General features: G+C 47.7%; 20 protein-coding genes. 18 read left to right on the top strand and 2 right to left on the bottom strand.

What is annotated here, in order from left to right; all coding sequences use genetic code 11:
* Positions 1–241: 241 nt before the first annotated feature.
* The gene (locus MHB80_RS17250) at positions 242–1501 is read right to left on the bottom strand and encodes an MFS transporter (protein ID WP_341283013.1); all 1260 of its coding nucleotides are present in this window, start codon (positions 1499–1501) and stop codon (positions 242–244) included.
* Between the two features lie 336 nt (positions 1502–1837).
* Here MHB80_RS17250 and MHB80_RS17245 point away from each other — a divergent pair, with 336 nt between their 5' ends.
* From MHB80_RS17245 to MHB80_RS17190, 12 genes are all read left to right on the top strand, one after another.
* The gene (locus MHB80_RS17245) at positions 1838–2434 is read left to right on the top strand and encodes a sigma-70 family RNA polymerase sigma factor (RefSeq protein WP_056028760.1); all 597 of its coding nucleotides are present in this window, start codon (positions 1838–1840) and stop codon (positions 2432–2434) included.
* Entirely contained in the window at positions 2431–3033 is a 603-nt protein-coding gene (locus tag MHB80_RS17240) for a hypothetical protein (protein WP_341278147.1), read from the top strand. Before MHB80_RS17245 ends, MHB80_RS17240 begins: the two co-directional genes overlap by 4 nt.
* Positions 3034–3115: 82 nt before the next feature.
* Positions 3116–3712: a histidine phosphatase family protein gene (locus tag MHB80_RS17235; protein ID WP_341278146.1), complete on the top strand. Its 597-nt coding sequence runs from the start codon at positions 3116–3118 to the stop codon at positions 3710–3712.
* A 246-nt stretch (positions 3713–3958) separates the two neighbouring features.
* A complete protein-coding gene (locus MHB80_RS17230; protein ID WP_341278145.1) occupies positions 3959–5191 on the top strand; it encodes a hypothetical protein in 1233 nt (410 codons plus the stop codon).
* 106 nt (positions 5192–5297) lie between these two features.
* On the top strand, positions 5298–5804 hold the full coding sequence (locus MHB80_RS17225; RefSeq protein WP_341278144.1) for a gamma carbonic anhydrase family protein: 507 nt from the start codon (positions 5298–5300) through the stop codon (positions 5802–5804).
* A 22-nt stretch (positions 5805–5826) separates the two neighbouring features.
* Positions 5827–6006 (top strand): IDEAL domain-containing protein, encoded by a 180-nt coding sequence (locus tag MHB80_RS17220; protein WP_341278143.1) that lies wholly within the window; start codon positions 5827–5829, stop codon positions 6004–6006.
* A gap of 257 nt (positions 6007–6263) precedes the next feature.
* Positions 6264–6689, top strand: a complete 426-nt coding sequence (locus tag MHB80_RS17215; protein ID WP_341278142.1) for a DUF2487 family protein — start codon at positions 6264–6266, stop codon at positions 6687–6689.
* A 367-nt stretch (positions 6690–7056) separates the two neighbouring features.
* Positions 7057–7590, top strand: a complete 534-nt coding sequence (locus MHB80_RS17210; RefSeq protein WP_341278141.1) for a ubiquinol-cytochrome c reductase iron-sulfur subunit — start codon at positions 7057–7059, stop codon at positions 7588–7590.
* Between the two features lie 16 nt (positions 7591–7606).
* On the top strand, positions 7607–8278 hold the full coding sequence (locus MHB80_RS17205; protein ID WP_338551698.1) for a cytochrome b6: 672 nt from the start codon (positions 7607–7609) through the stop codon (positions 8276–8278).
* Positions 8279–8297: 19 nt separating this feature from the next.
* The gene (locus MHB80_RS17200) at positions 8298–9176 is read left to right on the top strand and encodes a c-type cytochrome (RefSeq protein WP_341283012.1); all 879 of its coding nucleotides are present in this window, start codon (positions 8298–8300) and stop codon (positions 9174–9176) included.
* A gap of 114 nt (positions 9177–9290) precedes the next feature.
* Positions 9291–9926 (top strand): DUF1405 domain-containing protein, encoded by a 636-nt coding sequence (locus tag MHB80_RS17195; protein ID WP_341278140.1) that lies wholly within the window; start codon positions 9291–9293, stop codon positions 9924–9926.
* Positions 9927–9978: 52 nt separating this feature from the next.
* The gene (locus tag MHB80_RS17190) at positions 9979–10854 is read left to right on the top strand and encodes a sporulation protein YpjB (RefSeq protein WP_341278139.1); all 876 of its coding nucleotides are present in this window, start codon (positions 9979–9981) and stop codon (positions 10852–10854) included.
* A gap of 19 nt (positions 10855–10873) precedes the next feature.
* On the opposite strand, the gene MHB80_RS17185 is transcribed toward MHB80_RS17190, so the two are convergent.
* A complete protein-coding gene (locus tag MHB80_RS17185; RefSeq protein WP_341278138.1) occupies positions 10874–11743 on the bottom strand; it encodes a YitT family protein in 870 nt (289 codons plus the stop codon).
* Positions 11744–12043: 300 nt separating this feature from the next.
* On the opposite strand from MHB80_RS17185, the gene MHB80_RS17180 reads away from it, so the two are divergent.
* The 6 genes from MHB80_RS17180 (at position 12044) to bshA (ending at position 16199) form a co-directional block, all read left to right on the top strand.
* Complete coding sequence (locus tag MHB80_RS17180; protein WP_341278137.1) at positions 12044–12379, top strand: nucleotide pyrophosphohydrolase; 336 nt, start codon at positions 12044–12046, stop codon at positions 12377–12379.
* A gap of 56 nt (positions 12380–12435) precedes the next feature.
* Positions 12436–12981 (top strand): tetratricopeptide repeat protein, encoded by a 546-nt coding sequence (locus tag MHB80_RS17175; protein ID WP_341278136.1) that lies wholly within the window; start codon positions 12436–12438, stop codon positions 12979–12981.
* A gap of 7 nt (positions 12982–12988) precedes the next feature.
* Positions 12989–13789 carry a 4-hydroxy-tetrahydrodipicolinate reductase gene (gene dapB / locus MHB80_RS17170; protein ID WP_341278135.1) on the top strand — a complete coding sequence of 267 codons (801 nt, stop codon included), beginning with the start codon at positions 12989–12991 and terminating at the stop codon, positions 13787–13789.
* 40 nt (positions 13790–13829) lie between these two features.
* Positions 13830–14249: a methylglyoxal synthase gene (mgsA, locus tag MHB80_RS17165; protein ID WP_341278134.1), complete on the top strand. Its 420-nt coding sequence runs from the start codon at positions 13830–13832 to the stop codon at positions 14247–14249.
* Positions 14246–14944, top strand: coding sequence for a bacillithiol biosynthesis deacetylase BshB1 (gene bshB1, locus MHB80_RS17160; protein ID WP_341278133.1), 699 nt, complete (start codon positions 14246–14248; stop codon positions 14942–14944). The genes mgsA and bshB1 overlap by 4 nt, the downstream gene beginning before the upstream one ends.
* Positions 14945–15032: 88 nt before the next feature.
* Positions 15033–16199, top strand: coding sequence for an N-acetyl-alpha-D-glucosaminyl L-malate synthase BshA (gene bshA, locus MHB80_RS17155; RefSeq protein WP_341278132.1), 1167 nt, complete (start codon positions 15033–15035; stop codon positions 16197–16199).
* Positions 16200–16217: the final 18 nt, after the last annotated feature.

Raw genomic sequence — 16217 nt, 5'->3', positions numbered from 1 at the left:
AACGATAGATGATAGCCTTTTTTATAATAGAACGGATTGTCAAGGGGTTAATAATGGAGGCCATGCTAACTGTATTAGGCGTAGCGTTATGGCTGCAAGCTTAGCCGCATATCCTTTTGTCGAATAAAGCAGGATTTTGATTATGCAGTGCAAATTTATGTTTATCAGTACCTAATGAGTCAAAACATCTCTATCGGGAGTCCTATTAAAGGATCAATTAGAGAGCAATGGATCTCATTTTCTATATATTAATTTGGCTCGGTTTTATAAAAAACAAAGCAATTAAGCAGCATCCACAAGCAATAGCTACAAAAATATAAAACAACGATGCGATATGAAGTAGAAGCAGGGAAGCCACTAATGGACCACATGCAACGCCTATGAACCTTGTGCTGCTGTAAAATGAAGTGATAGTCCCACGCTGTTTTTTATCTATTCCTTCCGTAATTAACGCATCTAAGCTGGGTAGAACAAGGCCGATGCCTAATCCGCTAATAAACATGAGAGATATTAAGAAAAATAAGCTCTTCGTATTGGTTAATCCACAAATAAGCATGGCTGCGGCGATAAATACAAATCCAACCACGGTTAACCATTTCATTTTTATTTTATTTTTACCAATCCATTTCCCAGATGCAAAAGAAGCGATGCAAATTGCGCTGAGAGGGATGGCCAGCAGTGTGCCTTTCCAAATACCATCTATATGATAACTGTCTTCAAGGATGGATGATAAATAATAAAGAAAACCGAACATAATAAACATGGCACTACCGCCAAGTGTAAATATGACAAACAGCCACTTCCCATTTTCGGCAAAAATGCTTTTAAGGGAAACAAGAAAATCTCTAAAATCAAGCTTTGTTGTATTGGGCTGTTTAGGTGTTTTGACGAGAAAAATAACGGCCAGAATAGATACGGTTGAAATGACTGGAATGACAGCCAAAGGAAGAAACCAAATGATTAATGCTAATGCAGAACCTAGAATTGGACTTAAAACCTTTCCTAAAGTATTAGAGGTTTCAATGATGCCGAGTCCATTGCTAACTTCTTCCTCACTTTTATACATATCGCCAACTAATGGCATTACGATCGGGAATGCGCCAGCGGCTCCGATTCCTTGAATGAGTCTGCCTGCTAAAATGAATGCGTAAACATGATCATGCAGCAGCCATGCAGCTATACCTGAGATTAAACCACCGACAGCAGCAATACACAGCCCGATGACGATAATTCGTTTTCTTCCGAAACGATCGGAAAGATAACCGGCGAAAGGGATACATAAGATCGATATCGCGGCGTAGACTGTAATAATGAGGCTGGATTGAAGAGAAGAGATATGTAATTTTTTTTGAATAAGGGGAAGGACAGGAATGAGCATTGAATTCGCAAGCGTCATAATTAGCGGAATTGTTGCTAGAGCTGATAAATCCCACTTTTTTTTCTCATTCATATTCATTCCTCCCCTCGTTAAAGTATCATAACCTTGAGCAGTCGCCGTTATACGTTATTTTCGCCCATGTGAGTATTATCTGTAAGGTAGATAGGCAAACGCGATAGTGGCTGAGCAGGATTAGTTGCCTGCTTAACCACTTTTCTTTTGTTCAATAGGGTTAAGGAGGGGAGATTTTCAAAGGCAAGCTCTTTTTTCTAAAAAATTCCTCATTTATCCTTTTGTCGAATTAAGCAGGATTTTGATTGTGCGGCGCGAATTTATGTTGTTAGACCAGCGATTCGTAATTTTTATTATACATACCGCAACTTTTTGCTTCCGGCTTGGTACAATTTAATGATAACAGGGCCGGGAAGATGAATTCGCAGGTGGGGAGGTTCGCCTGTCATGACTGATTCCCAATTAATAAGGGAAATTAAAGATGGCAACATTGAGCTTTATTCAGAGCTAATGAGCCGTTATCAGCGCAAAATATTATCTTTTATTTTTCATATGCTCAAAAGCGCGAAGCTTGAGCTGCTTGCAGAGGATTTATGCTCGGAAACGTTTTATAAAGCCTATCGCAGTCTGCACTCGTTTCGTGAGGTGGATGCTTCTTTCTCCACGTGGCTTTACACGATCGCCCGCAACACAGTGCTTAGCGAGCTGCGCAAGCAGAAAGCAGCGAATTTGTCTCTGGATGAATCGGGCATTGTGCCGGTTACGGCCCCCGATGCTGGTCCGGAGCAGCTTGTGCTTCGCAATGAGCGCATGGCGATGGTGCGCGAAGCAATTAATAATTTGCCTGAAAAACAACGGTCCGCACTTATCCTTAGAGAATATGACCAGATGGACTACCAGGAAATTGCCAGCATTTTAGGGCAGACGGTCAGTTCTGTGAAATCCTTGTTATTCAGAGCCAGAGCCAGTGTGAAGGTTCAATTGGAGCCTTATTTTGGCGAAGCTCTCGGAGTGGAAGAATTTGAAGGGATGAAAACGCGATGAAATGCGAAGACGTTCAACACAAACTCCATATGTGCTGGGAGCTGCCGGAGGAAGATCCGCAGCGGCAGGAGATGGAGGCCCATCTGCTTGATTGTGAGCATTGCATGGAGCAGCTCCGTTTGTGGGAAGAGAGCGAGGAGCTGATTCGCTGCATTGCCGAGGATGATTCCATAGAACTGCCGCCAATGGATCATGTGACGCGCGGAGTCATGGATCGCATTTATGCAGAGGAATCTTGGCTCATGCCGGTTACACACAAAAGCTATCAGTTTTCTCCTTCCTTTCGTCGCAATGTAGCCCTTGTTGTGGCTGGCTGCATGGCGATGTTCGTTTGTGCGCTCGTATTTTTCGTCGTGGGCAACGAAACGAGTACAAGTCCGGATCAGTTGGCCCAATTAACAGGATTTATGGATACAGCTAATGCTTCGGGCAGCGGGCTCGTCATTAGCGCTGAATATGAAGTGCCGGTTGCAAGTATCAGCGATCCTTTTGTTCTTAAGGTTGTTCCGGCTTTTCCACAGTATTGGGTGGCGCTGTCGCTGCTTGGCATGGTCATGACGCTGCTTATGCTAAACTGGTTATCAAGAACGCGCAGCTAGCGCAGAGGGCTCCTTGACAGGGGTCCCTTGTTTGCGTTACCTTGCGGTAATAGAGTGCAATTAAGCTGGGGAGGCTGGCGGGATGATAATAGGTCTGGTGCGTCACGGCAATACGGATTGGAATAAGCTTGGAAAAATTCAAGGGCAAACCGATATTCCCTTGAATGAGCGGGGAGTTGCTCAAGCGATGGCACTCGCAAGCCGTCTGAGCGAAGATCAGAAGCTGTGGCATGCTGTTATTTCCAGTGATTTGCTGCGTGCCCGTGAGACAGCCCGAATTGTCGCGGATAAGCTGGACATTCCGCTGCTGGCACCGGATGATCGGCTGCGTGAGCGTTTTTATGGCGACATAGAAGGAACGACGGAGCAGGAGCGGATAGCGCGCTGGGGTGAGCAATGGCGCAAGGCTGAAGTTGGACAGGAGTCTGATGAGACTGTGCGCGTGCGTGGGCGTTCTTTTGTAGAGGAATGGCGGCAAAGCAATCCCGATGGGCGCCTGCTTGTCGTCACGCATGGAAGCTTTCTGGCGCAGCTGCTGGATGAGCTGTGCTCGGGACTCGATAAGCAGTTTCTCGATAATATGTCCTATTCCATCCTTCAGTTTAAGGAAAATGATTGGGAGTCCTTGCTCTACAATTGCAGCCGGCATTTGCAGCAGCTCGATCAGGTCGGCGTTTAAAATAATATGAAAGCTGCTCTATTATTCGCAGGAGCAGCTCGGTTATATCCATAGCAGCGCCATTCCTCTAACCGGAGGGATGGCGTTTTTTTTTGAAAAAAAAGCATAAAAACTATTTTTTCCGGAATTGCGGTTATAAAATCTGAGTTTCTTCCCATAATGGTAATAAAAAAGGCTGCTCTACAATCATGAGTGCAAGCAAGGCTGTTCATTAAAGCAGCAGTTAAGCGCGAAGGAGGAGAGACTATGAATTTATCGGATATGCTCGGCTGTGCAGATATCGGGCAGCTCAGCCGCATTGCCTCCGTCTATCAATGCGAGTGCAATAGCAACTCCAAAAATGAATTGATTCAGTCGATTCTCGGCGCTGTAAGCCGAAATGATGTTTTCGAGCAACAAATCAGCAGCATGGCGATTGAGGATTTGCGGTTTTTAAACTCGCTGCTGTTCGAGACGAGAGACGCTTTTAGTTTGGAGGAGCTTCTGGCTCGTGCGCAGCAGAGCAGGTTTAATGGCCCTGAGGCAGCGAGCGCGGTTCAAAAGGAAACAAAGGGTGAGCAGCCGGCTGCAGCAGAGAAAGCCTCATCTAATCAAAAGCCCGCCAAGCCTGCGCCGAAGCGCCGTTCCAAAAAAACGCCTGTTATGAAGGAAATCAGCCCCCGGGATATAATCGTTAAATTCAAGCATCAGGGCTGGCTGTTCAACGGCTTCACCGGGCAGAACCGTTATTTGTTTCAGGTCCCGGAAGATTTAAAGCAGCGGTTTCGTGAAACATTGAAACGCAAGTTTGCAGCACAGCTTGTGTATGCGGATGAGCCTCATGTGTACCGCGATGAGCAGGAACTGCTGCAGGCCGATATTCGCGGGCTGCTGCACTACATCCATCACAACGAGGTGACGATGGCGGCTGACGGTTCCCTATACAAGCGCTTTAGCTTGCAGCTGCTTGATTTGTTTTCGATCAAGGAGGAGCTGCCGGGCAAGGGAGAGTGGCGATTCGGCTACGGCAAATATTTTCACCATTATCCGAATCGAATGTCGCTGCTTTATGATTATTGCGTGCAAATGAACTATTTTGTAGAGGAGCCTCTTGGCTTAAAGCTTACGCCAGGTGGGCAGGAAAGGCTTCTTACAGCTCCGGCAAATGAATTGCAGCAGTTGTACAAATGCTGGCTTAAGCAGTATAAAGGGCCGATTCCGAACATTTTAGCGCTCGTCCAATGGATTGGCGGACTATCGGATCAGTGGGTAACGGCGCAATCGCTCAGCCAGGTACTGGTTCCGCTCATTAAACCATTTTATTATGATGATGCGGAGCGGATTTTTCAGCACAGATTGCTTGGTATGCTCGTCCATCTTGGTCTAATACGGCTAGGAGAGCATGAGCTGCACGGCATGGTCATCAAAACGACGAAGGCGGGCAAAGCGGTAATGTTGGGCATTAGCCTGGAAGAGCAGAACCGATTGTTCATGTATTGACAATGGCTGCGGCAGTTGATAGAATCACCCCACGCTAATGTAAAGGAATGGATGCATAGCAGTATGATGCTGAACTTCCATTGCAAATGAGAGGGGAATTTACGAGATGCTGCTGCCTTATTTGGGAGTAAGACCAACGATTCATTCCAGTGTTTATATCGGAGAAGGAGCGAAGCTGATTGGAGATGTGACAATTGGCCAGTACAGCACCGTATGGTTTAACGCTGTGCTTCGCGGAGATTTGGCGCCAATACATATTGGACATAGCTGCAATATACAGGATGGAGTTGTCGGGCATGTGAATACGAACCAACCGCTCATTTTGGAAGATGAGGTTTCCATCGGGCACGCGGCGATTATCCATGGCTGTACGATAGGCAAAGGCACATTAATTGGAATGGGGGCAATCGTACTTAACGGCGCGCAGCTTGGTGAATATGCTTTAGTAGGAGCCGGTTCGATTGTTACGGAGAATAAGAAGATACCACCCTATACGCTTTCTCTTGGTTCACCTGCTAAAGTCGTTAGAGAGCTTACGGAGGACGATTTGCTGCGAATGAAACGAACGATGGAAAGCTACGTGAAGAAAGGCGAAGAATATAGGATCTCTTAACGCCGGTGTGGAGGTGTATCCTATGGATAAAATGAAGGTAACGTATGAAGCGATGCTGTCGCTTGCAGCAGAAATGGCGCTGGATGAAGCGGTGCGAAAATTCCGTGCGGAGCGTATATACCGCGAAATTGACCAGTCGCTTGCGGCTGGCGATGAGGATATGTTTTATCGCTTAGCTAAAGAATTGAACGAAATGAAGTGAAGGCATAACGTGGATGCAAGAATGAAGGGCAAAATAAGCTTCCATCAGAGGCTCCGGCGAGAAAGCTCGCGGGCTGAGGTAGAAGCTTATTTTGCTGTGCATCACAAAGAATCGGCAGGCAGAAGGGGAAAACCCATTGGCAAATGGGGAATAAAACGTTAACATAGACAAAGGCTTGGTATATAAAATGGAGGCTCGTAGGCTTTCGCAAGCTGCGATAAGCCAGCTGTAGCTGCAAGCGGAAGGAGATCTTGGCAATGAAATTTAGCGATGTGCAAGAAGAACAGTGGGAAGAGCTGCGTCCTTATTTGGATACTTGTATGCTGCCTGTCACAGGCATGAGCGGCGAAGAGCAGCCTTATGAGGCGACTGCTGCTCTGGAGCGTCTGCGTGATGTTATGGATCTGATTGAAATTCCTTTTAAAGGGCGAGTCGTCACTTATCCAGCGCTTCATTATGTAGGTGCCCGCGCGGCTGTTGATATGATTAATGATGTATGCGCTTCACTTAGAGGCGCAGGCTTCCGATATATAATTGTAGCGACAGCATCCGGCAAGCTGGATTTGGCAGGCGTTCAAGCCGATTTGCTGCTGGGGCCAGATCAAGCGGGTGAACTGCCTCATGCTGCGGACGTGAAGGAGCGCGTTTCGCTCATGTGGAATCCAAAGCAGTCGACGGAATGATACACCCTGCGCCGCCAAGGACGGCTTTCGGCCGTTTCACCTTGAAATATAGGAAGGGATATGATTTCGTTATCCATTCTCTACATTCCACCCTCGAAACGAAAGCTTTGCTGCTAGAGGACGGAAAAGTCGTTTACGCTTGATTTGCATAATTAAACGATTTTATGGGGAAAACAAATGCCATGCAAGGTTAAATGTGACAAATTAATTACAAATTAAAAATCAACATTTTATTAGGCAGTCAATCATCAGCCATATTCTTGACGCTCCTAAGCACCTAGGCTATTATAAGTATGTCCTAGTTCGTCATGTGTTTTGCTATGCGCTAAAACACAAGAAATGGTTGGCAAAGGGGGTAGAACAGAAGATGAGTAACCACGAACATCAAGAATCGGCACACAAGCCGCTTCAACGCAAAGAGATGTCAAGACGGCAGTTTTTGTCGTATACGCTCGGTGGAACAACCGCTTTTATGATGGGCGGAGCCGTGCTTCCAATGGTGCGTTTTGCGGTAGACCCATTATTAGAGAAAAAAACCGAAGGCACCTTTGTTAAAGTAGTAGAAGAGAGCAAAATTACAACAGATCCGCAAGAGTTTAAGTTCCAAATTCACCAAGTTGATGGATGGTACGTCAGCGATCCTGAGCTGTCTGCTTGGGTGTCCAAAGACGCAAATAACAAAGTATTTGCGCTTTCACCAATCTGCAAACATCTGGGTTGCACGATTGCCTGGAATGCGAAGGGTAAAGATGAGTATGACTGCCCGTGTCACGACGCGCGTTATACGAAAGACGGCAAGAACATTACCGTAGCACCAAATCCATTGGATGAATACGAAGTGAAGATTGAGAATGGATTTGTTTACTTGGGTCCAGTTAAGCCAAATTCACGGGTAGGCTAAGGAGGCGAATGATCAGATGTTTAAAAGTGTATACAATTGGATCGATGAACGTCTTGACATTACGCCGTTGTGGAGGGACGTTGCGGACCATGAGGTTCCTGAGCACGTTAACCCTGCGCATCACTTCTCGGCGTTCGTCTATTGCTTTGGCGGCTTGACGTTTTTTATTACCGTCATTCAAATTTTGTCCGGCATGTTCCTGACGATGTATTATGTTCCGGATATTCTGAATGCTTATGCAAGCGTTGACTATTTGAACCATAAGGTCGCATTCGGCGGCATCGTTCGCGGTATGCATCACTTTGGTGCGAGTCTTGTTATTGTTATGATGTTTTTACATACGCTGCGCGTATTCTTCACCGGCTCTTATAAAGCGCCGCGCGAAATGAACTGGGTAGTAGGTATGCTTATTTTCTTCATTATGTTGGGCCTTGGTTTCACGGGCTACCTTCTTCCATGGGATAACAAAGCTTACTTCGCAACTAAGGTCGGCGTTCAAATCGCGGAATCCGTTCCGTACATCGGACCTTACATCGGGAAGTTCCTGTATGGCGGCGACATCGTAGGTGCGCAAACGCTGACTCGCTTCTTCGCGATTCACGTATTCTTCCTGCCTGGCGCATTGCTTGCTATGCTAGCGGCTCACTTCCTGATGATTCGGAAACAAGGTATTTCGGGACCACTTTAAGCGAAGGGAGGACTTTATGATGGCACATGGTCACAAATCAGACGAAAAGGTTGTATTCGTCGGAGATTCACGGGTGAAGAAAAACAATCATCCGAATATTCCGCCCGACTATACGTCTTTTCCAGGGAAGTCAGAGGCGTTTATTCCTAACTTCCTGCTGAAAGAGTGGATGGTTGGCTGCGTCGTACTCGTCGGTTTTCTCGTATGGACGATTGCAGAGCCAGCTCCGCTTGGCTATCCGGCAGATCCGACAAACGCAGCGTTTATTCCGATGCCGGACTGGTATTTCTTGTTTTTGTATCAATTTTTGAAATATCCATATGTTTCACAGGATTATATCGTGCTCGGTACGATGGGCATACCTGGCGTTATGTTCGGCGGCTTGCTGCTTGCTCCTTTCCTGGATACAGGCAAAGAGCGCAGATTTTATCGTCGTCCAATTGCTTCCTCGCTCATGATTTTATCATTGATCGCGACAGTGTATTTGACGGTTGTATCTTGGGATCACTACCAGCACCAGCTGGAAATTACCAATACAATTCCTGAGCATCACGTTCGTGAAGAGAAAGCCAGAGAAGCGGCGGCTAAAGGTGAAGAGGCTCCTAGCACGACGAAGAAGCCTGAAACCGCGGCTGTTGCAATTGTAGAAGCGGATGATCCAGCTCATAAGCTGATGGAGCAATCCAAATGTCTGACCTGTCATGCAGCAGACATGAAGGGTAACCCACCGCAAATTCCTGCACTTCGTGGTATTGGAGATGTCTTGTCCAAGGAAGAAATTGTTGCTACCGTCACGAACGGTAATGGCAATATGCCTGCCTTCAAAGACAGCCTGAGCGCTGAGCAGATTGATCAAATTGCAACGTGGCTTTCCAAGCAGAAAGCTGCAACTGAATAAATAAGTAACAGCAAGAACCTGATTGCTTCATTGCAATCAGGTTCTTTTCAAACTTATTAGGCAAGGCAATGCTCGCTTGGTACAACAAGGCTGGGAATATAGGGGCTGAAAACAATGGGATTGTCATGGTTATGGAGCCGCATGCTGTGGATGAATCGTACGATCTTGTGGCTGCTGTTTATCGTTAATTTTTTAGGGACCGTTTACGGTTACATATGGTACTGGAATCAATTGGTTTATACTTATGAACGTTTTCCGTCTTGGCTGCTTGTATTTGTGCCGGACAGTCCGACAGCTAGTTTGTTTTTTACCCTTACGCTGCTTTACTTGCTGTTCCCGCCGCCAGAATCGGCATCTAGATTCGTTCAGGTGACTAGAATGATTATCGAAGGACTTGCAGTTGTCACGTCGGTGAAATATGGCTTGTGGGCGGTGTCCATGATCGTGGCGACGGGAGCGCAGGGCGGGGAACTGAATTGGCAGCACGGCATGCTCGTTTTTTCTCATCTTGGCATGGCTGTAGAGGTGCTTCTGTATGCTCGTTTTATGAAAGCGGGATTCAAGGCTGTCGTTGTTGCCACAGCTTGGCTGCTGCTTAATGACACCATTGATTATTCGTTCGGCGTATTCCCGTGGCTGGCTGATGAGCTGATGGACGATTTGCCGCAAGTTCGCCTGTATACATATGGCTTATCCATCTTTAGCTTTGTCGTGGGCTGGCTGGCGCTCCGAGCGAGAAAACAAGCATAAAAAAGCATAACGATGGACATCCCCTCATAAGCTTAATTATGGGGGGATGTCCATGAGAACGCGTATTGCAATGCCCATTCTATTAAGTATCGCAATGCTGCTTGGCTCTGTTTCTGCGACTTGGGCTTATGCAGGCGAACAACCGCTTGGCGCAAGGCAAGCGGAGGCTGTCGATGCTGAAGTGCTCATGCGTCGTTTCGAGGAAGCGGCTAATTCATTATATAAGGCTTCTTACGCAGACAACCGCCAAGCTGGTTATAAATATGTCCAGCAGTTGGAGCGACTGCTGCCGCAGCTGGAGACTGGCATTGAAGGCCGCCCAGCTGGGTGGATTATGCTGCAGCAAAGCATACAGGCTGTCTCGGAGGAGCTTCTGAGCAAAAGGCAGCCCGCCGGGTGGCTGGCTACCTCTGCCCGCATTCATCTAACTGCGGATGCGATGCTTAGGCCAGCCAGTGGGTTATGGATGCAATATGAGCGGGTTATGCTCGAGGATGTAAGCCGTGTGAGAAAAGCATGGAAGCGCCCATATGAAGAGCGGGCTGCTGCTGCGAGGGCGGCGATAGACAACTTAAGCGCGCATTTGGCGCTTGTTGAAGGTCCTGCCTTTATGCTGCGTCCGGAAGGACGGACAGCAGAGCTGCATGAGCGGATACGCTATACGAATGTGCTGTTATCCGCTGGACCTCAAGACCAAGCGCAAGCGAGTCGAGTCGACGAGGCGCTGACGCAGCTTGGAGCAGCCGTAAGCAGATTGTTTACGGACAAGCCGCAATCTGTTGTTGAAGAGCCTGCGCTTGCGCCACCTGCATCGGCTAATCCGGTAAGCTGGACGCTGCTGCTCGGTGCTATTATTATGGCTGTGCTTGCCTATAAAAGCTGGCGTAAATACAAGCAGCAGCCTTACGGCATAAAGCCGCTCCCTTGATGGGAGCGGCTTTATGCTTTTATTCCTCGTTGAATCCTTCGCCCAGCACATCGTGGACATCATTAATGATGACGAATGCACGAGGATCAACGCTGCGAACGATTGCTTTGAGGCGGCGCAGCTCCTGCCGCTGAACGACGCAATATACGATTTCCTTTTGCTGACCGGAAAAGGCGCCTTTTGCCGGCATCAGCGTCACACCGCGTTCCATTTCAATCGTAATGCGCTGCGCCATCGGAGTCCCTTTGTCTGTAATAATCGAGAAGGATTTGGCGGCATAAGCGCCATCCTGAATGAAATCAATGAGCTTGGCGGCAACAAATACCGTTACGAGCGTATACAGCACTTTTTCGATAGGAATAAAAAAGAGCGAGCCCCCGATAATGACAATATCGAGAATGAGAATAATCTGCCCCATGCTCAGCGTTTTGCGACGTGATACGATTCGGGCTATAATATCCACGCCTCCAGTCGTTCCGCCAAAACGAAAGACGATGCCAAGCCCTGCGCCGAGCGTAACTCCCGCATACAAAGCAGCAAGTATGTAATCGGTTGAAGTGTGGAACGTTACGACCCAGCCTTTGGCAATAAGCTGCTCCATTACGGCTAGGAAGAAGGAAAGCGAAACGATGCCAGCGAGCGTATAAAGCATTTCGGTACGGCCAAGCGTCCTCCAGCCAAGCAGAAACAACGGAATGTTGAGGACAAGCGTCGTAATGGACAGCGGCCATCCGGCTGCATAATTTAGCAGAACCGCTATACCGGTTACACCGCCCTCCATAAGCATATTCGGTATAAGAAAATAGTGCAGCCCAAAAGCATATATGGCTGTGCCTAGCAGAATAGGCAGAATAATTTGTAATTGCTTGGTTACTTTACGAAACATCATTAGAATTCTCCTTTTTTAAAATATAAGCATATAAGTATAAAAAATCCATTATTTCACTTATTCGCTTCCCTGTCCACTGCTTGCGATAAATCTTCTAGAGGCGACAGCCGAAAAACGCCGATGATGATCAGATGGCGGTTTCCATTCTGTAGTATAGCGCAATTTTCATCGTTCAAAAACATTGTTTTCATCGTCTCTTTGCGTTAACATATGAATTATTGACAACAATTAGTTTTAGGCTTGTTTTCCAACTGCAATAGATGTGGGAAACGGTAGTCTTGAAAGAAGGGAATTTCACCTATGGCTCAAAAATCGTTGGCAGATATCCAGCAAGAAGTGGATGATTATATTTCTCAATTTAAAGAAGGCTATTTCAGTCCACTGGCACTGATGGCAAGAATGAGCGAGGAAGTCGGCGAGCTTGCGCGTGAAGTGAACCATTCCTACGGCGAGAAACGCAAAAAGGCGGATGAAGCCGACAACTCCATTGAAATGGAGCTTGGCGATATTTTATTTCTTTTATCCTGTTTTGCCAATTCGCTCGATATTGATTTAACGGAAGCACACAACAAAGTCATGGACAAATTTAATACACGGGATAAAAACCGCTGGACTTTAAAAAACGCTGAACAGTAATGCCGCCTCTCACATATGCTGTACCATCAACCTGTGTACAAGGAGGATGGGCGGTAATGAACGGGGAAGCTTGTATCAAAAAGGCGTATGCTTTCATTTTGACCAGCGATTTTGAACAGGCTATTATCTGGTTTGAGCAAGCGATTGCCGCAGAGCCTGACAATGCCAGTTATTATCATAAATGCGCTATTTCATGCGCGCGCAGCGGGAAATGGTCGAAAGCTTATGAACATGCCCGCAGGGCGCTTGAGCTGGCGGAGGATGAACCGGAATATATTTATCATTTTCAGACGATAGAAGCAAGGCTGCAGCTTTCGAATGCGCAGCAACTGTTGACACAAGAACCGCCGGCATTGGAAGAGGCGCTGCTGCTGCTAAAGCAGGCAGTAGAGCTTGATCCGCTGTGCTTTGACGCTTTTTATTGGATCGCAATGACGTATGCTGAACTTGGGCAGCTGGATGAAGCTGCTGAGCATGCGCGCGAAGCGATTCGGCTTGACCCGGGGCATTCAGCCGCCAGAAGGCTATTTGCTGATGTGAGCCGCCGGCGGCGCTTGATGCGCTACCGGATTAACGGACAACATAGACGAAGGAACAGGTGATGGATAAGTGGATACAATTAAAGTAGCAGTTATCGGAGCAGGCGGTCTTATGGGCCGTGAAGTGGTAAAAATGGTGCTGGAGGATGAGGCGCTGGAGCTCGTATCCGCCGTCGCGCCTTCAGCAGGCGCTGTAGATGCAGGAAGCTTTGCGAATAAGCCCAATACAGGCATCATCGCTTGCAAAACGATTGAAGAGGCGCTTAGCAGCGCAAAGGCCGATGTTATGGTAGATTTTACGGCTCCGCATGCTGCCTATGAACATACAAAAACAGCCATTGAATTTGGCGTTCGTCCTATAATGGGAACGACGGGTTTTACACCTGAGCAAATTGAAGAGCTTAACCAGCGTTGTATCGAGAAGCAGCTTGGCGGGCTCATCGCGCCTAACTTTTCGATTGGCGCTATTCTGATGATGAAATTTGCTGCACAGGCCTCAAAATATTTGCCGCATGTTGAAATTATCGAATATCATGGCGACCACAAGCTCGATGCTCCTTCGGGCACATCGATCAAGACGGCAGAGCTCATTGCTGAGGCTCGCCAAGAGCTGCGCCAAGGCAATCCTAATGAGAAGGAAACGATCGAAGGAGCAAGAGGCGGTTACTACAATGGCTTCCGTATACATAGTGTGAGACTTCCGGGCGTATTTGCGCAGCAGGAAGTTGTATTTGGCGGTTATGGCCAATCGCTCAAAATTCGCCATGACTCCTATGACCGTGCGGGCTATATGCCAGGCGTTAATGTAGCAATCAAGAAAGTGATGGGTTACAGCGGATTAGTATACGGGTTCGAGCATTTGATGGATTAGTAGAAGGATTGAACTAGACAGCGGAAGAGGGGCCTCACCTATGAAAATAGCATTCATCGCGCATGACCGAAAGAAAGAAGAGATCGTCAACTTTGTTATTGCCTACGAAAGGGTTTTTGTAGGCCATGAGCTCTATTCAACAGGTACGACCGGTACGAGAATTATGGAGCAGACGGATTTGAGCATCCACCGCTTCATGTCGGGACCGCTTGGCGGCGACCAGCAAATCGGGGCCCTTGTTGCCCAAAATGAAATGGATCTGATTATCTTCCTGCGTGACCCGCTTATGGCGCAGCCGCATGAGCCAGATATTATTGCGCTGCTTCGCCTTTGCGATGTGCAGGGTATTCCGGTTGCGACAAACGTAGCGACAGCCGAATTGCTAGTCAAGGCGCTGGAACGCGGGGATTTTGCTTGGAGAGAGCTTGTTCATAAGTACAAGCCTGAATTGCCGCTATGAGTGAGCCGTTAGATATTCTCGTATTTGGCGCTCATGCAGATGATGCTGAAATTGGAATGGGCGGCACCATTGCCAAACATACAATGGCAGGCATGCTGGTTGGTATTTGTGATTTAACCGAAGCAGAAATGTCTTCGAATGGCACCGTAGAGCAGCGAAGGCGAGAAGCCGATGACGCTGCTGCGGTGCTTGGTCTTTATTCACGGACCAATTTGCAGCTGCCGGATCGCGGACTTGAGCTTACCCGCAGCAACATCGACAGCATTGTGGCGGAAATTCGCCGCAGCCGTCCGCGCATCGTGTTTGCGCCGTATTGGGTTGATCGGCATCCCGATCATATTGCATGCAGCAAGCTGGTCGAGGAAGCTGTATTTAATGCCAAGCTGCGAAAATATATGCCGGAGCTTCCCCCTGTCCAGGTGCAGCAGCTGATTTATTATTACATAAATGACATGGAGCAGGTTTCGCTTGTTGTAGATGTCAGTGAGCAATACGAAACGAAGCGCCAATCGCTGCTTGCTTATCGCTCGCAGTTTCAAGCGGTTTCTGGGGCGGAAGACCGCGTTTCGACGCCGCTCACCGACCGTTATGTGGAACGGGTGGAAGCGAGAGATATGCTGCTCGGTCAAGCGCGCTCCTGGGAATATGCGGAAGGCTTTGCTTTGAAACGGCCGCATGAGGTGAAATTATTTTAGAAGGCCAGGCAACAGATTCGGCAAGATATACAAACCATTGGGAATAGAATTCATTATAAAAGCTAGAGACGGCAGGAGTGAGCAGGACATGGCACGTAAGTTGAAAATTGGGATAACCTGTTATCCTACGCTTGGCGGCTCTGGTGTCGTTGCGACTGAGCTCGGCAAGCTGCTTGCAGAGCGAGGACATGAAATTCATTTTATAACGCACAGCATTCCGTTCCGGCTAGGCCATTTTAATAAAAATATTTTTTTCCATGAAGTTGAAGTCAATGATTATTATGTGTTTCGTTTTCCGCCCTATGACTTATCACTGGCAAGCAAGATGGCACAGGTTGCCAAGATGGAGAAGCTGGATTTGCTTCATGTGCATTATGCGGTTCCTCACGCCGTCTGTGCCCATCTCGCCAAGCAGATGATAGGCGAGGAGCTCAAGACGGTTACAACGCTGCATGGAACGGATATTACGGTGCTCGCGCAGGATGAGTCGCTTAAGGACTTGATTAGGCTTGCCATTAATAAAAGCGATGCCGTAACGGCGGTTTCCCAGGATTTGATTCAGGAGACGAGAAAGCTGCTTGATATTACGAAGCCGATTGATCTCACCTATAATTTTGTTGACAAGCGCATTTATTATCCGCGGGATGTCGCCTCGCTGCGACTGGATTATGCCAGCCCGAATGAAAAAATATTAATGCATATTTCCAATTTCCGCCCGGTTAAGCGGGTATCAGACGTCATTGAAATTTTCCAGCAGGTTGCTAAAACGGTACCTTCGAAGCTGCTGCTAGTCGGAGAAGGACCGGAGCTATCGAAAATCCAGTGCAAAATCCGTGAAATGGGACTGGAGGATCGCGTCGTGTTTCTGGGTAAGCAGGAGGATGTGGCGCAAGTGATATCGCTTGCCGATGTGCTGCTGCTCCCTTCGGAGAAAGAGAGCTTCGGTCTAGTAGCGCTGGAGGCCATGGCTTGCGGCGTACCGACCATTGGCTCCACAGCAGGTGGTATCCCTGAGCTTGTGACGCATGGCGAAACGGGCTTCCTTAGCCCGATCGGCGATGTGGACAGCATGGCAGCCAATGCCATTCGTTTACTGACAGATGAAGAGCTGCATGCGAAATTTAAAGAAGCTTGTATTTACCGTGCCTGCCATAATTTCTGTAATGATCGCATTACGGCTGAATATGAAGAAATTTATTATCGCGTGCTTGGCATGGAAGCTGAGCTTCCTGCGTCTGCGGTCGTTTGCGAATAAGAGGACAGAGGGTGAGAA

It is taken from the genome of Paenibacillus sp. FSL H8-0537 (genome assembly GCF_038051995.1).
In the GTDB taxonomy this organism is placed as follows: domain Bacteria; phylum Bacillota; class Bacilli; order Paenibacillales; family Paenibacillaceae; genus Pristimantibacillus.
Note: the sequence above shows the minus strand (reverse complement) of the source record. Positions and strands in the feature narration are given on the sequence as shown.

Excerpts from the sequence above, each read along its gene's own strand:
- MHB80_RS17245 (WP_056028760.1), top strand. The coding sequence starts at position 1,838 with ATGACTGATTCCCAATTAATAAGGGAAATTAAAGATGGCAACATTGAG.
- MHB80_RS17240 (WP_341278147.1), top strand. The coding sequence starts at position 2,431 with ATGAAATGCGAAGACGTTCAACACAAACTCCATATGTGCTGGGAGCTG.
- MHB80_RS17235 (WP_341278146.1), top strand. The coding sequence starts at position 3,116 with ATGATAATAGGTCTGGTGCGTCACGGCAATACGGATTGGAATAAGCTT.
- MHB80_RS17230 (WP_341278145.1), top strand. The coding sequence starts at position 3,959 with ATGAATTTATCGGATATGCTCGGCTGTGCAGATATCGGGCAGCTCAGC.
- MHB80_RS17225 (WP_341278144.1), top strand. The coding sequence starts at position 5,298 with ATGCTGCTGCCTTATTTGGGAGTAAGACCAACGATTCATTCCAGTGTT.
- MHB80_RS17220 (WP_341278143.1), top strand. The coding sequence starts at position 5,827 with ATGGATAAAATGAAGGTAACGTATGAAGCGATGCTGTCGCTTGCAGCA.
- MHB80_RS17215 (WP_341278142.1), top strand. The coding sequence starts at position 6,264 with ATGAAATTTAGCGATGTGCAAGAAGAACAGTGGGAAGAGCTGCGTCCT.
- MHB80_RS17210 (WP_341278141.1), top strand. The coding sequence starts at position 7,057 with ATGAGTAACCACGAACATCAAGAATCGGCACACAAGCCGCTTCAACGC.
- MHB80_RS17205 (WP_338551698.1), top strand. The coding sequence starts at position 7,607 with ATGTTTAAAAGTGTATACAATTGGATCGATGAACGTCTTGACATTACG.
- MHB80_RS17200 (WP_341283012.1), top strand. The coding sequence starts at position 8,298 with ATGGCACATGGTCACAAATCAGACGAAAAGGTTGTATTCGTCGGAGAT.
- MHB80_RS17195 (WP_341278140.1), top strand. The coding sequence starts at position 9,291 with ATGGGATTGTCATGGTTATGGAGCCGCATGCTGTGGATGAATCGTACG.
- MHB80_RS17190 (WP_341278139.1), top strand. The coding sequence starts at position 9,979 with ATGAGAACGCGTATTGCAATGCCCATTCTATTAAGTATCGCAATGCTG.
- MHB80_RS17185 (WP_341278138.1), bottom strand. The coding sequence starts at position 11,743 with ATGATGTTTCGTAAAGTAACCAAGCAATTACAAATTATTCTGCCTATT.
- MHB80_RS17180 (WP_341278137.1), top strand. The coding sequence starts at position 12,044 with ATGGCTCAAAAATCGTTGGCAGATATCCAGCAAGAAGTGGATGATTAT.
- MHB80_RS17175 (WP_341278136.1), top strand. The coding sequence starts at position 12,436 with ATGAACGGGGAAGCTTGTATCAAAAAGGCGTATGCTTTCATTTTGACC.
- mgsA (WP_341278134.1), top strand. The coding sequence starts at position 13,830 with ATGAAAATAGCATTCATCGCGCATGACCGAAAGAAAGAAGAGATCGTC.
- bshB1 (WP_341278133.1), top strand. The coding sequence starts at position 14,246 with ATGAGTGAGCCGTTAGATATTCTCGTATTTGGCGCTCATGCAGATGAT.
- bshA (WP_341278132.1), top strand. The coding sequence starts at position 15,033 with ATGGCACGTAAGTTGAAAATTGGGATAACCTGTTATCCTACGCTTGGC.